This is a genomic window from Nocardia sp. NPDC004573, assembly GCF_053602135.1.
Genome location: NZ_JBSGDA010000019.1, coordinates 48,244 through 61,794, shown reverse-complemented (window position 1 = coordinate 61,794; position 13,551 = coordinate 48,244). Strand labels below are relative to the sequence as shown.

Genomic DNA, 13,551 nt, shown 5'->3' with positions numbered 1-13,551 from the left:
CAGAGCCTCCTACCCGGCGGAACAACGGCTGTCGCCAATGCTTTTGGGCAGCACGAAGAAGCCGCCACACCCGGCTGCCCAGGCCGGGCGCATGGCGTCGCCCACCACGTGCGATTCGATGAGAGCGCGAGCGGTGCGAAGCGCACTCGCGCGAAAGCCGCCAATCCTCCAACGTCATCGCCGTGGAGCGGGCGCCACGGCTATGTCAGCTACGTCACACGGTCCTCATCCGTGCAGTGCGAACATTAGGCGCTTCATTAATAAAAGGGAACCATTTGCACTAAAAACTTCTGGACGGTCGTCCAACGCGGCTACCAGGGCCGGAAGTCGGAGGCACACCGCTCGGCGCGATCGGCACACGATCGCGGCGACGCGATGCCACGCCGATGGCTGTGCAGATTATGAGCCGAAACGTTGCATTCGCGTTGCATCGGCGCCCAGGCGGCGGTCCAGCACCCGGATCTTGGCCTCGATCTGCGCATACAGCGGCGAATCCCGGTCCACCGTAGCTCGATAGGCGCCCACGCGGCGGCGTCGTCGCGCGCCTCCGGACCCGCCGTCCATCGGCGCAGCCCCGCGGTGTCTCCCGACGCCAGCACCGCGGTGCGCAATCGGACTCGGAGCTCGTCGCGAATGTCGATGACGCCCGGCGCGGTCGAGCGCGGCAGCACCGGCCCGGCATAAAGGCGCAATGCGGAATCGACATCGCCGGAATCGAGCGCGGCGCGCAACGCCTCCACATCGGTTGCGACCGGAACGCACAGACGGTAAGGCCGCGAGCCGAAGACACTCGGGCCCACCACCGCCCGCAGCCGGGACACGGCCGCGCGGATGGTGCCGTTGTCCAGATCGGTGTCGTCGAGCAGCAGGGCGAGATGATCGGCGCCGAGCCCTTCGGGGTGTTCGGCCAGCAGCAGGAGGATCTCGGCGTGCCGCTGGGACAACGGCACCCGATCGTCCGCGACGCTCAACTGCGGCTGCCCGAGACCCAGCACGTCGAGCCCGAGCCGGCCCGCAGGATGCGGCTGGGCGGCGTCGCGCCGCCCGTGACCGTCGGTTCCGCGCTCCCCGGCGCGCATGGCGCTGAGCAGCAAGTCCATTTCCGCGGCTGTGGCGTCGCTTTGACCAGCGCGAGGATTTCCGGCTTCGCCACACGGACACCGCCCGCGATCATCAGCACCCCGACCAGCCTGCCGTCCGGATCGTGCACCGGCGCCGCGGCACCGGTGAGCTGGTGCATCCGATGCAGGAAGTGCTCCGGGCCGTGAATCCACGCGGCGCGCCCGGTGCGCACCACCAGGCCGACCGCGTTCGTGCCGATGCGTCGTTCACTGAGGTCGTCGCCGGCGCGCAGGCCGATCGCCGCGGCGGCGGCGACCTGCTCGGCTCCGCCGTGCACCGAGAGCACCGGCCGAACTGATCGGCGGTCACGACGATCAAACCCGTTCGGGCCGTGTCCTGTACGAGCAATTTGTCGATCAGTGGCATCAGCGCGGCGATCGGATGGGCCTGCAGATAGCGCTGCAGATCGGCGCCGCGCAGACCGCGCCCGTCGATCGCGTCCATCGGGTCGACGCCGCCGCGCAGGCTACGCAGCCAGGACTCCAGTACGGCAGGGCGCAGCGAACCGGCGAGCCGGGCAAGTTGATCGCCGCCCGCACTGAGATATCCGTGCGCCTGCGCGGCGTAGGCTTCGAGCGCACCGAGTTGGGCGCCCGGCTCGACGCCCGGCCGTGGGGGTCGCCCACCTGCGATGTTGCTGACCATTTGCCTTTCTTTCCGCCCCAAACTGTACCGGCGCCGATAGGGCGGTAACGACCGATGTTCGGCTTTGTCCGCCAGGTCACACCCGGTGCGCATCCCGGAATAACGTGACCGACTCTTCTTTCACTTCACTCGGTCAGGTGTGCGGCTGCCTTTTCCGCGATCATCATGGTCGTGGCCTGCGGTCCGCGGCTCAATGGCACAGGCACGATGGACAGATCCACCACAGACAACCCGGTGACGCCGTGCACCCGGCACAACTCGTCCACCACGGCCGCCGGATCGTTCTCCCGGCCCATCCGGCAGGTTCCGGACAGATGTTGCGACGTGGCGAGATTCGCGCGTAACCACGCGTCGAGTTCCCCGGGCTGCGGTATCGGGTCCACCGGCCGCGCGTTCATTCGTCGCAGCAACCCGCCCGCGGTCGCCACCGTGTCGCGCAGCCGCGCGCGATCCGGCTCGGCGGTGAGATAGCGGTAATCGATCAGCGGCGCGACGTCCGGTTCGGCCGATCGCAATCGGAGCACTCCGGCCGACCACGGGCGCATCAGCGTGACGCCCAACCTGTGCACGCCGGGGGTGAACGACACGGCGTACGGACGTATTTCGACGTCGTCGAGCTCGAGCACGGCCTCCAGTGGGACGGCGGGCGGCTCGGCCAGTTCGAGCAGGTAGGAGATCCCCACTTCCGGATGGTCGCCGAGCCAGGCGCCGACCGGGGCGGCGTGCACCACCGGGACGCCCAACGGGCGAAGCTGCCCCGGGTCGCCGATGCCCGAGCGCAACAGCAACGCGGCCGACTCGATCGCCCCGGCGCACAGCACGATGCGATCGGCCCACTCGACGCCGCTCTCGCCGTCGCGCACGCACTCCACGCCGACCGCCCGGGTGCCGTCGAAGCGAATGCGTGTGACGAACGTATCGCCGGCGACGGTCAGGTTCGGGCGGGTCAGCGCGGGCAGCAGATAGCCGATCGACGGCCCGATCCGTCTTCCTCCGTCGCAATTGCACGGCACGAGGCCGACCCCTTCCCCGCTGTCCGGGGCATTGAGATCGGACACCTCGGCGAACCCGGCGGCGCGGCAGGCGTCCATGAACGCCGCGCTGACCGGAGCGGGAGTCGAAGTGCGCGCCACGGGAATCGGGCCGTGCGCACCGTGCCAGGGCCGATCGCCGAAGTCCAGGTCACGTTCGACCCGGCAGTAGTACGGGAGCACCGACTCGAACGACCAGCTGTCCGAGCCGCCGAGCACCCGCCCCCAGGCGTCGAAATCCGCCGCCGGGGCGCGGACGAAGTAGCCGCCGTTGACCGCCCCCGAGCCGCCGATCAGCTTGCCGCGCACGATCGTGCCCGGCACCGGCGGATCCTCGGCGAGGACGACCTCGTAGCGCCACAGCCACCCCGCCTCCGGGCCGATCGGCAGTGCCGCCGCGTCCAGCAACTCGGCGGGCATCGCGTCGAGGCCGGTCCACAGCGGGCCCGCCTCGAGCACCCGCACCGTCTGCGCCGGATCGGCGCTCAGCCGCTCCGCCAGGACACACCCGGCGGTACCGCCCCCGACGATGAGCGTGTCGGCCATTCGGACTCCCGTTCAGTGTCTCGGCCCGGTCCGCCGCGCCGGGCGGCTGGGCGAGGGGGCGGGCAAGATCCAGGTCATCGTGGACGGTCCAGGTCGATCAGCGCGACGGTGTGGTGGGTTTCAGCGCTTCCACGCTGCGCGCTCGGTACGCGCCGAGCCACAGGCCGGTGCCATAGGCGATGTCGTCGAGGCGCTTGTAGACCACATAGCGCACCGGATCCAGACCGCCCGCGTCGCGGTGGGTGAACCAGTCGGCCAAGCCGTCCGCCACGGCCATGGTGATGGCGATGCGGCGGACGCGCCGCGAGAAGATCATCGCCAGCAGTGTGATCGGCCAGTAGTGCCTGCACATCGCCGAGGCCACGCGCCAGAGCCCTGCGAAGAAACCGCGGGCCAGATAGATCGCGGCGATCCGGGTGGGGTTGTCGAGCCCGGCGAAGACGCGGCGCAACCGGGCCAACGCGGTGATCAAAGTGACGATGCCGCCGAACAGTCCCCACTTGGTGAGCGTGGCGAACAGGAACGTGGCCAGCAGCGTCCAGGACGGCACCGACAGGGGTGACACCGTGCCCGCGTGCCGTTCACCCAGCGGCGCGGCCCCGGTGCCGTAGAAGAGCTTTCGGCCGAACCAGGCGCGGAAGCAGACCCGATGATCGTGCGCCACGTGTGCCGCGGGCTCGTAGCGCAGCCGCCACCCCGCCCGCTCCAGCCGCCAGCACAGGTCGACGTCCTCGGCGACATGCATGGAGTCGTCGAAGCCGCCTTGTTCCAGCAGCGCCCTGCGCCGCGCCAGCAGCGCCGCGCTCGGCACGTAGGACACCAGTCCGCGCGAGTGCACGGCGGCCTCCCGCCTGCCCAGATCGAGCGAGGAGCGGGTGTGCTCGTAGCGCGCCAGCGCGGTGGACTCCGGGTCCAGCGCGACGATGCGCGGGGCGACCAGGGCCACCCCCGGATCGCTGAAGTGACCGAGCATCACTTCCAGCCATCCGCTGCGCGGCACCACATCGGAGTCCAGGAAGGCGACGAAGTCGGTTGTCGCCGCCCGTAAACCGGCGTTGCGGGCGGCAGCGGGGCCTTGTTTGCGGTCGTGCCGCAGCACGGTCACCCGGCACCGGGTGCCGCGGTTGCGGGGGATCCGCACCGGCTGGTCGGACCCGTCGTCGACCACGATGACGTTGTGCCCGCGCAGCGCGGCCAGCAGCCGCGCCAGCCCCTCGGCGTTGTTGTGCAGCGGCACGATGACGGTGACGTCCTCCGGCGAGGGCAGCAGCCGCGGGCGGGGATTGGCCACTCCGGAGTCGAGCAGCCGTCTGGCAACGACGGCAGACTTCGGGCCGGTCACCTCGAGGTACCCGTCGCCGATCATCTCGGCGGCCTCCGGGGCAAGTCGCAGCAACCTGGTCGGCGAACCGCCGATCAGGACCCGCCCGCCGGAGTATGCGCGTACCCGAGGATCGATCCGCACCCCGAATCCGTCGGGCAGGCGATCATGGCGCATTCCTGGCATGCTAGGCGGACTTTCGCGGGTAGACATCAACAGTCCGGAAAAAACGGCAGATTTCCGGGCGAAACCGGCCCGGCACCGGAAGCGACGCGCGCCGCACCGGATGCCGGGAGTTCGCCCGGTACCGATCCCCAGCATCCGGCAACGCAACGGCTACCACCCGGTCGGCGAACGGACAACGCCCACTTCCGCACAATCAGCACACTTTTGGCAAACTATGTGGCGTCATGCCAGCGGACTCTCGTCGCAGGCTCGCGCCGGGCGGCGCTCGGGCGTGAATCCGGCCGGGCGCGTCGCGCTCAAGATCAACGGGACCGGCCCGCTCCCGCGTCCGCCCGCCCGCGGCGTGACCCGTCGGGAGTGGTCGACCGACGAACGCGGGATCAGCCGCTCGGAGTCGGCCAGCGCCGCCTCGCCGTAGCCCTGCACGCACTCCGGGTCCGGACCGTCGGCGGGCAGCCCGGTGAAGAATTTCGCCGCCATGCAGCCGCCCCGGCAGGCGTCGTAGTGGCTGCACGACGCGCACGCGCCGCCGCCGCTGGGCTCGCGCAGCTCGCCGAACAGCTCCGAGGAGCGCCAGACCGTCTCGAAACCACCATCGGTCACCACGTTTCCGGCACGGAACCGGTCGTGGATGGCGAACGGGCAGGCGTAGACATCGCCCACCGGGTCGACCAGGCAGACCACCCTGCCCGCGCCGCACATGTTCAGGCCGGGCAGCGCCTGGCCGAATGCCGACAGATGGAAGAAGGAGTCGCCGGTGAGCACGCCCTCGCCGTTGCGCAGCAGCCAGTCGTAGAGCACGCGCTGCTGGTCGGGCGTCGGATGCAACTCGTCCCATACGTCCGCGCCCCGCCCCGAGGGCCGCAGCCTGGTCAACCGCAAGGTGGCGCCGTACCTCTCTGCGATGGCGCGGAACTGGTCGAGCTGCCCGATGTTGTGCCTGGTCGCCACGACCGAGAGTTTCGCGTCCCGGAAACCCGCCGCCGCGAGGTTCTCCAGCGCTCGGATGGCCATGGCGTAGGAGCCGGGGCCGCGCACGGCGTCGTTGACCGCGGCGTCGGCGCCGTCCAGCGACACCTGGACATCGACGTAGTCACTGGCCGCCAGCTTGGCCGCGACCTCGGGCGTGATGCGAACCCCGTTGGTGGAGAACTTCACGCCCACGTGGTGGGCGGTCGCGTAGTCGACCAGCTCCCAGAAGTCCGGGCGCACCGTGGGTTCGCCGCCGCCGATGTTCACGTAGAACACCTGCATGCGCTCGAACTCGTCGATCAGCGCCTTGCACTGCTCGGTGCTCAGCTCGCGCGGATCCCGGCGACCCGAGGAGGACAGGCAGTGCACGCAGGACAGGTTGCAGGCGTAGGTGAGCTCCCAGGTCAGGCAGATCGGCGCGGCGAGGCCGGACTCGAAGCGATCCACCAGGCGCACGGCCGCGTCCGACGGCGCGACCGCCGACGCCCGGGGCTCGCGCGGCCCGGCAGCCGGTGCAGGCGCACCGGCGGGCGCGCCGACGATCATGTCCGAATCGGCGAGCTGGGTCAGCGCTTTCAGATACACGCCTGCACTGGCCTCCGGTACGCCCGCGGCGCGCAGGGCGGTGCGGGCCGACGCGTGCTCCGGCAGCGACCGGACGATCTCGACGATCCGCGGATTCTTCAGGAAGGACAGCTTGCGCGTGCCGAAGTGGTAGAGCAGCGCGCCGAACGGCTCCGGACGCAGCGCCACGCGCGGGTGCAGCTGCCAGCGGGTATCGAGATCGAACATCGTCGTCGACCGCCCGTCAGTAGACGCCGCACATGCCGTCGATGGACACCTCTTCGATGAGGGTCTCCTCGATCAGCGGCGCCTCTTCGGCCGACCGCGCGGCGGCGGTCTCCATCCGTCCGGTGTTGTCGGTTTCCGCGTGCCCGATGGACCCGTATTCCGGCATGGCTACCTCCGCGAGGACGATCCGTGTGCGGACTGCACGGCGCAGTCCGTGCCCACACAATAACGTCATCAACTGACAAAAGAACAGGTTTCAGCCATCGAATCGGTGGCCCGCAGGTCCGGCGGCCGCACGGCGCGCTCGACCGGGTGTTCGGCAGCGAGCCGAGTGCAACAGGCGGCGACGGCACCGATACCCGGCGCTCTAGACTGCGCATTGCAAGCAGCTGAACAGAATGTGACGGGCAGCACACGCCCGCGGTGGTCGAGGTGGCATGGGAGTCGGACGAATGCAGGCGAACGGGGGCGGCAACGCACGCGGTGCGAGCGCCAGGCCCGGAGGCGGAAGCTTGCGTAACCACGGAGGGCCCGCGAGCACCACGAATCGAACCCTGTCGGAGTCCGAGATCGTCGAGGCCGCACTGCGGGTGGTGCGGGAGGACGGCGTGGAGAAACTGTCGATGCGGCGACTGTCCCGCGAACTCGGCGTCTCCCCCATGGCGCCCTACTACTACGTCGCCGACAAACGGGAGCTGCTCGACCTCGTCGCCAGCGCCGCGCTGACCGGAGTGCGCACTCCACCAGCGGAATCGGGACCATGGCAACACCGGCTGCGCGATCTCGTCGACCAGATCGACGAGAAGCTGCGCAAGTATCCCGGCCTCGGTGACATCCTCATCGAGCAGATGCTCGGCAAACAGCTCGATCTGATCGCCGCGATCATGGACATCCTCGACGAGGCCGGTTTCGGGGACCGAAACATACTGGCCGCCTACGCGACCATCCACACCTACTTGTTCGGCCGCAGCCGGGTGAATCCACGCGACCGCTCGGCGCCGGCCGATGTCACGCTGCCCCCCGTGGTCGAGCGGGCCACGCGGTACATCGGCGACCTGCGCGGACGGTACTCCTACGACTTCGGCATGGAGGTGCTGATCGCCGGTCTGGAGGCTCAGCTTGTCCGCCAGGCGACGCCCGACGTACGATGAAACTGAAACACGTTCTAGTTTTTGCGTCGCGGCTCGCCCGTGCCAGGTTCGAGAGGACGACATGACCACTGTCGAGGTTCCCCACGGCTCGCGCTCGGTCGTGCTGCGGGTGTCCGCGGTCATCACCGAGACGGCCGACACCCGTTCGCTGGTCTTCGACGTTCCCGACGAGCTGGCCGAGAAGTTCCGCTACCAACCCGGGCAATTCCTCACCCTGCGCATCCCCAGCGAGCGGACCGGCTCGGTGGCACGGTGCTACTCGCTGGCCAGCTCGCCCCACACCGACGACCGCCCCAAGGTGACCGTCAAGCGGACCGAGGGCGGCTACGGGTCGAACTGGGTGTGCGACAACGTCAAAGCGGGCGACCGGATCGAGGTGCTGCCGCCCTCGGGCGTCTTCACCCCGAAGGATCTGGACGAGGACCTGCTGCTGTTCGGCGCGGGCAGCGGCATCACGCCGGTCATGTCCATCCTCAAATCGGCGCTGGCCCGCGGCACCGGCCGCATCGTGCTGGTCTACGCCAACCGGGACCACGAGTCGGTGATCTTCGCCGGTGAGCTGCGCGAGCTGGCCGACAAGCATCCGCAGCGTCTCACCGTGATCCACTGGCTGGAGTATCTGCAGGGCCTGCCCACGGCCGACGCGCTGGCCACTCTCGTCGCCCCGTATCGCGGCTATGACGCGTTCATGTGCGGTCCGAAGCCATTCATGGACCGGGTGCACGACGCGCTCGCACAATTGGGCGTCCCCCGCTCGCGCACGCACGCGGAGGTGTTCAACTCCTTGGCGGGCGATCCGTTCGCCGATCAGGCGCCGGTGGAGGTCTCCGACGAAGAGGCGGCCGACGCGGCGACCGTCGAGGTCGAACTCGACGGCGAGGTGCACGAGCTGAAGTGGCCGCGCAAGCAGACGCTGGTGGACATCATGCTGGCGAAGGGCTTGGACGTGCCCTATTCCTGCCAGGAAGGCGAATGCGGCTCGTGCGCCTGCACGGTGCTGGAGGGCAAGGTCGAAATGGACAACGCCGAAATCCTCGACCCGGAGGATATCGAGAACGGCTACATCCTCGGCTGCCAGGCACATCCGGTGACCGACCACCTGAAGATCCAGTTCTGAGCGAACCGGCATTTCGATCGCAATTGTGCGTTCGCCCAATTCGCGCCATTAGCGGATCGATTGCGGTGACTTATCGCGCGCGGTAGTCGGCGCGAATCTCCGGCGGCAGATGCTCGGTCGCGTAGCTCAACGCGGTACGCCCCATGGCCGGAGCGTGCCGGTCGAGGAACTCGGTCAGCAGGCTGCGGCCGACGCGCTTGCCGACTTCGCGCAGCATCCAGCCCACCGCTTTCTGGATCAGATCGCGGCGGTCGCCGAGCAGCAGTTCGCTCAGCGCGAAGGTGGTCGAGGCGTCGCCCGCCTTGATGAACGCGAAAGTGGACAGCAGCGCGACCCGCCGCTCCCAGAGCGACTCGGCCCGCGCCAGCTGGAACAACAGGTCACGCGGCTTGTCCAGCAGCCAGGGGCCGACGACGTTCTCCGCGGACACGTCCACGAGATCCCAGTTGTTCACCCGGCCGCGACGCACGGCCGCCAGATACAGCTCCACCATGGCCGCGCGGGCGGCGTCGTCGAAGGAGCGTGGCCGGGACGCGGCGGCGAAGCGCGCGTTCAGGATCACCAGCGCGGTGAAGCGGTCCTCGTGCACGTCACTGTCGAGCAGCCGGTCGATCTCGTCGAGCGGGAGCGCCGCACAGCGTTTCGCGACACCGCGGCTCGCCGGGACCCGGACCCCGAGAAACACGTCACCCTCGGCGTACTCGCCCGGTCCGGTCTTGAAGAACCGCTGCAGGTTCGCCGCATCGGCCGGATTCGCCAGCTCCCGCAGCGCGGCCTGCACATCGGCAGCGGTCACCGAGTCGCTCATCGAACCACGCTCCTGTTCCGGTCTGCGCTGCGCGCGAGAGGAATGATGTCACCAGGACTGGCGCCGCGCCGGGCCCGGTCGCGACGGATACCTCTGTCGAGGCGATTACGACGGACGGTACCGGCGGGCTACGACATCTCGGCGAGACCGGTCCACACCCGGAAGTGACGCGGAAAGCCGCCGCCGCACGGCCGGATCAGGCGGAGTCCTCCCGCGGCCGCCCGCGCGCCGACGGCCTCGGCTGCGCAGCAGCGGGCACCGGCCGCTACGGCGCTCACTTCGGCGTCTCGCGCTTCGACATCCCATCGTCCCGGCACGACCGTCGGCGTGGCGCGGATCCGCAGCGACGCGAACGCGATACCGGGCAGCGCATCAGCCCAGCGCGCCGAGGACCCGTCCCGACTCGAAGGCGGCCGCACTGGCGGGCAGCGCACCGGGGCGTCCGCCGTTCAGGACCCTGACCTCGCCGTTGCCGGTGCTCCGGCGCCCCAGTGCCTCGATGCGCCGAATGGTCTGCGCGGCAACGGCTTGCGCGCTGTCGAACAGTCGGACGCCGTTCGGCAGCGCTGCCACGATCGCGTCGGTCACCAGGGGGTAGTGCGTGCAGCCGAGCACCACGCCTTCCACGTCCGGCGGCGTTCGCTCCGCGGCGTCTGCGATCGCTTCGTGGGCGGCGGCCAGATCACCGCGGTCGATCGCGTCCGCCAATCCGTGGCAAGCCACTCCCACCACGTCGGCGTCCCCGCCGAACTTCGCGATCAGGTCGGCCTGATACCGGCTCGCCGTGGTCGCCGCGGTGGCCCAGACCGCCACCGACCGGCAGACGGCCGCCGCGGGCTTGATGGCGGGCACGGTGCCGATCACCGGCACGTCGGGCCCGACGTCGGCGCGCACGTGCTCCAACGCCGTGACGCTGGCGGTGTTGCACGGCAGGACGATCACCTCGGCGCCCGACCGGAGCGAGGTCCGCGCGGCGTTCACCACGCGCTCGACCACCCAGTCCTCCGGCTTCGGCCCCCACGGCGCGCCCTCCGGGTCCAGTTGCAGCAGCAGATCCACATCGGGCCGCAACTTGCGCAACCAAGCGGCGGTGGGCAGCAACCCCAGACCCGAGTCGATGAGCGCGACGATCACCGCACCACCGTATTACAGCCGCATGACGCCCCCGCATACCGTGCACGCCCCGGGCGCACGCTCCGCAACAGCCGCGGGCACGCCTGCCGCACGCCCCGGCGCGGAGTTCCCACTGCCGCAGTGCGACGGGAGGCCAGTGCCCCCGAACAAGCGATCGTCCATGTTCACCCGACGGCTTCGGTGCTCGATCGCAGATCTATTTGCTTCTCGGCACCCGACCGCACCGGTCCGAGTGTCCGCGCCGTCCCCGGCACGCGGTCAGCTGGGCGCGAGCAATTCGGTCACCGGAGCGTTCGCCGCGATCTTGGCGCGCGCCTTCATCACCTGGGCGGTCATGCCCGCGCCGACGACGCCGGTGAGGTTGCCGCTCTGGGAGTAGTAGGCCAGGAACTTGCGACCGTCGTCGGCGGCGATGTGCACCTCGTCGGTCGCGCCCGGGGTACCGAGGGCCTGGATCTTGACGTCGTACTGGTCGCTCCAGACGTACGGGACGCGAGCAGCCGTGGGCGGTTGCGCCCCCAGCAGCGCGCAGGCCACCAATTTGGCCTGCTCCCCCGCGTTGGTCCAGTGCTCGACACGCTTGCGCAAACCGGTTTCGTGCAGCCAGGCCGCCACGTCGCCGACCGCCCACACGCCTTCGGCGGAGGTCCGGCCCACCTCGTCGGCGAGCACGCCGCCGCCGGCCGACGGTTCGGCGAGCGCGATCGCGGATTCGCTCAGCCATTCGGTCACCGGCCGCGAGCCGACCCCGATCACGACGAGATCGGCGGCCACCTCCGCGCCGTCGGACAGGCGTGCGCCGCGCACCCGCCCCGCGTCGTCACCGAGGAGGGTGTCCACGCCGACGCCGCAGCGCAGATCGACCCCTTCCGCCCGGTGCATCCGCGCGACCAATTCGCCCACCTCCGCGCCGAGCACCGAGGCCAGCGGCGTCGCCTGCGGTTCGACCAGCACGACGTCCACTCCCTGCGCCCGGAAACTCGCGGCGAGCTCGCAACCGATGAAGCCCGCGCCGACGACGAGCGCCGTCGCGGCGGCGGCCAGATCAGCGCGCAGGGCGACGGCGTCGGCATGGCCGCGCAGCACGTGCACGCCGCTGAACTCGGGCAGGCCGGGCAAGCGGCGCGGGCGCAGGCCGGTGGCGATGATCAGCTGGTCGTAGTCCAGAGTCGTGCCGTCGGCGAGGCGGAGGCGGCGGGCGGCGGTGTCCACCCCGACGGCTTCGGTGCTCAATCGCAGATCGATCTGCTTCTCGGCGTAGAACTCGCTCGGACGCAGCGTGGTGTCGTCGGTTTCGCCGCGCACGAATTGCTTGGACAGCGGCGGCCGGTCGTACGGCAACCGCGACTCGTCACCGAGGAGCACGAGTTCACCGGCATAGCCCGCGCGGCGCAATTCCTCCGCGGTGCGCAGGCCGGCGAGGCCGGCTCCGACGATCACGATCGGCGCGGTCATCCGGCCATCCCTTCTCTGGAACCCAGCGGCCGATTCCACGGAACCGGCGGCGCGACGAAAGCCCACCCTAACCTCTGCTTGGTCTATTCCTCTGTGACAGCAATCACGCCGAAGCGGGACAGCAACAGCCGCGCAATCGTATTCATTTCGATATTGATCGGGCGGTCAATCAGGGTTATACCGAGGACAGCAACACTCACAGCCTGAGGAGGTACCCATGTTCACCGAGAGCCGCGCGCAGGATTTCCTCGCTGTCGTGCTCGGAGCCTTCGCCGCGCTGTCCCCCCTCTGGGTGGACACCAACGACAACGCCATGTGGTCGCTGATCGTGCTCGGCGTGCTCATCGCGCTCACCGGTCTGGCCCAGATGGCCCGCCCCGAGATGGCGGCGGCGGACTACGCGATGGGCCTGTTCGGCGTCCTGCTGTTCCTTTCCCCGTGGGTCATGGACTTCACGGAGTACCGCAGCGCATCCTGGACCGCATGGGTAGTCGGGGTGGTGACGGCGGTGGTCGCGGTGGCGGCGCTGCCGACCGTGTCGGGACGTCTGCACGACATGGCTCCGCATCACTGATGCAGATGCCGAAAACCCGCCGCGCCGGGCGTCGCCGCAGCGCGAAAGCCGACGGTGACGCCCGGCAGCTCATTCTCGACGCCGCGGAGCAGCTCTTCGCGGCACAGGGATACGACGCCACCGCGACGGCGGCCATCGCCGCCGCGGCCCGGGTCCCCAAAGGACTCGTCTTCTACTACTTCCCCACCAAGGAGGCGATCCTGTCCGCCTTGATGTCCGAGCGGATTCCCGCCCAGCCGATCGACGACATCGGCACGGTGGTGGCCCCGGGCGACCCGGCGGCGAGCCTGGTCAACCTCGACGCCGCGTTGAACCTGCGCGACCACCACTCGTCGGTGCTGCGGGTGATCCTGTGGCGGGAGGCCGATACCCATCCGGACGTGCGACGACAGTTGCGCCGCCTGCGCGACCAGTTGCTGGAGGTCACGGCCAAGGTGCTGCAGGCCAGCGCCCCGGCCCCGGTCCGGCCGGGAACCCTGCGCGCGTGCGCCGCGGCCTGGGTCTCGGCGATGTTCGCCATCGCCAGCACCGACCGGCTGCACGCGCTCGACGGCGTGCCGCTGCCCACCGCCGACGAAGTGCTGAACGTGGCCCAGGTGGTCGCGGCCGGGATGACCCAACTGGGCTGACCCCGCGAGTTCTGCACAGCCCACGGGTTGTGCACATACGCTGCCCGGCCGGGTGTCTCGCGGCCGCC

At 69.8% G+C, this 13,551-nt stretch carries 12 protein-coding genes; 4 read left to right on the top strand and 8 right to left on the bottom strand.

Annotated features, from left to right (window positions below; translation table 11 throughout):
* Positions 1 to 967 precede the first annotated feature (967 nt).
* The 5 genes from ACWEKR_RS25825 to mftA form a co-directional block, all read right to left on the bottom strand.
* Positions 968 to 1,408, bottom strand: a complete 441-nt coding sequence (locus ACWEKR_RS25825) for a GAF domain-containing protein (RefSeq protein WP_452356656.1) — start codon at positions 1,406 to 1,408, stop codon at positions 968 to 970.
* A gap of 484 nt (positions 1,409 to 1,892) precedes the next feature.
* Entirely contained in the window at positions 1,893 to 3,344 is a 1,452-nt protein-coding gene (mftG, locus tag ACWEKR_RS25820) for a mycofactocin dehydrogenase MftG (protein ID WP_452356655.1), read from the bottom strand.
* Positions 3,345 to 3,441: 97 nt separating this feature from the next.
* Positions 3,442 to 4,842: a mycofactocin biosynthesis glycosyltransferase MftF gene (mftF, locus tag ACWEKR_RS25815; RefSeq protein ID WP_452356654.1), complete on the bottom strand. Its 1,401-nt coding sequence runs from the start codon at positions 4,840 to 4,842 to the stop codon at positions 3,442 to 3,444.
* Positions 4,843 to 5,073: 231 nt separating this feature from the next.
* Positions 5,074 to 6,615, bottom strand: coding sequence for a mycofactocin radical SAM maturase (gene mftC, locus ACWEKR_RS25810; RefSeq protein WP_452356653.1), 1,542 nt, complete (start codon positions 6,613 to 6,615; stop codon positions 5,074 to 5,076).
* Between the two features lie 16 nt (positions 6,616 to 6,631).
* A complete protein-coding gene (mftA, locus tag ACWEKR_RS25805) occupies positions 6,632 to 6,730 on the bottom strand; it encodes a mycofactocin precursor MftA (protein ID WP_452356685.1) in 99 nt (32 codons plus the stop codon).
* A 397-nt stretch (positions 6,731 to 7,127) separates the two neighbouring features.
* Here mftA and mftR2 point away from each other — a divergent pair, with 397 nt between their 5' ends.
* Positions 7,128 to 7,766, top strand: coding sequence for a mycofactocin system transcriptional regulator MftR2 (gene mftR2, locus ACWEKR_RS25800; RefSeq protein ID WP_195085619.1), 639 nt, complete (start codon positions 7,128 to 7,130; stop codon positions 7,764 to 7,766).
* A gap of 61 nt (positions 7,767 to 7,827) precedes the next feature.
* The gene (locus tag ACWEKR_RS25795; protein ID WP_452356652.1) at positions 7,828 to 8,883 is read left to right on the top strand and encodes a 2Fe-2S iron-sulfur cluster-binding protein; all 1,056 of its coding nucleotides are present in this window, start codon (positions 7,828 to 7,830) and stop codon (positions 8,881 to 8,883) included.
* Between the two features lie 70 nt (positions 8,884 to 8,953).
* On the opposite strand, the gene ACWEKR_RS25790 is transcribed toward ACWEKR_RS25795, so the two are convergent.
* The 3 genes from ACWEKR_RS25790 to ACWEKR_RS25780 form a co-directional block, all read right to left on the bottom strand.
* Positions 8,954 to 9,691, bottom strand: a complete 738-nt coding sequence (locus ACWEKR_RS25790) for a DNA alkylation repair protein (protein WP_452356651.1) — start codon at positions 9,689 to 9,691, stop codon at positions 8,954 to 8,956.
* 372 nt (positions 9,692 to 10,063) lie between these two features.
* On the bottom strand, positions 10,064 to 10,825 hold the full coding sequence (locus ACWEKR_RS25785) for a glutamate racemase (protein ID WP_452356650.1): 762 nt from the start codon (positions 10,823 to 10,825) through the stop codon (positions 10,064 to 10,066).
* 258 nt (positions 10,826 to 11,083) lie between these two features.
* Positions 11,084 to 12,280 carry an NAD(P)/FAD-dependent oxidoreductase gene (locus ACWEKR_RS25780; RefSeq protein WP_452356649.1) on the bottom strand — a complete coding sequence of 399 codons (1,197 nt, stop codon included), beginning with the start codon at positions 12,278 to 12,280 and terminating at the stop codon, positions 11,084 to 11,086.
* A 217-nt stretch (positions 12,281 to 12,497) separates the two neighbouring features.
* On the opposite strand from ACWEKR_RS25780, the gene ACWEKR_RS25775 reads away from it, so the two are divergent.
* Together ACWEKR_RS25775 and ACWEKR_RS25770 are read left to right on the top strand one after the other, a co-directional pair.
* The gene (locus tag ACWEKR_RS25775) at positions 12,498 to 12,854 is read left to right on the top strand and encodes an SPW repeat domain-containing protein (RefSeq protein ID WP_195085624.1); all 357 of its coding nucleotides are present in this window, start codon (positions 12,498 to 12,500) and stop codon (positions 12,852 to 12,854) included.
* A 5-nt stretch (positions 12,855 to 12,859) separates the two neighbouring features.
* Positions 12,860 to 13,483 carry a TetR/AcrR family transcriptional regulator gene (locus ACWEKR_RS25770; RefSeq protein ID WP_452356648.1) on the top strand — a complete coding sequence of 208 codons (624 nt, stop codon included), beginning with the start codon at positions 12,860 to 12,862 and terminating at the stop codon, positions 13,481 to 13,483.
* Positions 13,484 to 13,551: the final 68 nt, after the last annotated feature.

What these genes read in the sequence shown, in the direction of transcription:
- mftG (WP_452356655.1), bottom strand. Translation starts at nt 3,344, where the DNA reads ATGGCCGACACGCTCATCGTCGGGGGCGGTACCGCCGGGTGTGTCCTG.
- mftF (WP_452356654.1), bottom strand. Translation starts at nt 4,842, where the DNA reads ATGCGCCATGATCGCCTGCCCGACGGATTCGGGGTGCGGATCGATCCT.
- mftC (WP_452356653.1), bottom strand. Translation starts at nt 6,615, where the DNA reads ATGTTCGATCTCGATACCCGCTGGCAGCTGCACCCGCGCGTGGCGCTG.
- mftA (WP_452356685.1), bottom strand. Translation starts at nt 6,730, where the DNA reads ATGGAGACCGCCGCCGCGCGGTCGGCCGAAGAGGCGCCGCTGATCGAG.
- ACWEKR_RS25795 (WP_452356652.1), top strand. Translation starts at nt 7,828, where the DNA reads ATGACCACTGTCGAGGTTCCCCACGGCTCGCGCTCGGTCGTGCTGCGG.
- ACWEKR_RS25790 (WP_452356651.1), bottom strand. Translation starts at nt 9,691, where the DNA reads ATGAGCGACTCGGTGACCGCTGCCGATGTGCAGGCCGCGCTGCGGGAG.
- ACWEKR_RS25780 (WP_452356649.1), bottom strand. Translation starts at nt 12,280, where the DNA reads ATGACCGCGCCGATCGTGATCGTCGGAGCCGGCCTCGCCGGCCTGCGC.
- ACWEKR_RS25775 (WP_195085624.1), top strand. Translation starts at nt 12,498, where the DNA reads ATGTTCACCGAGAGCCGCGCGCAGGATTTCCTCGCTGTCGTGCTCGGA.
- ACWEKR_RS25770 (WP_452356648.1), top strand. Translation starts at nt 12,860, where the DNA reads ATGCCGAAAACCCGCCGCGCCGGGCGTCGCCGCAGCGCGAAAGCCGAC.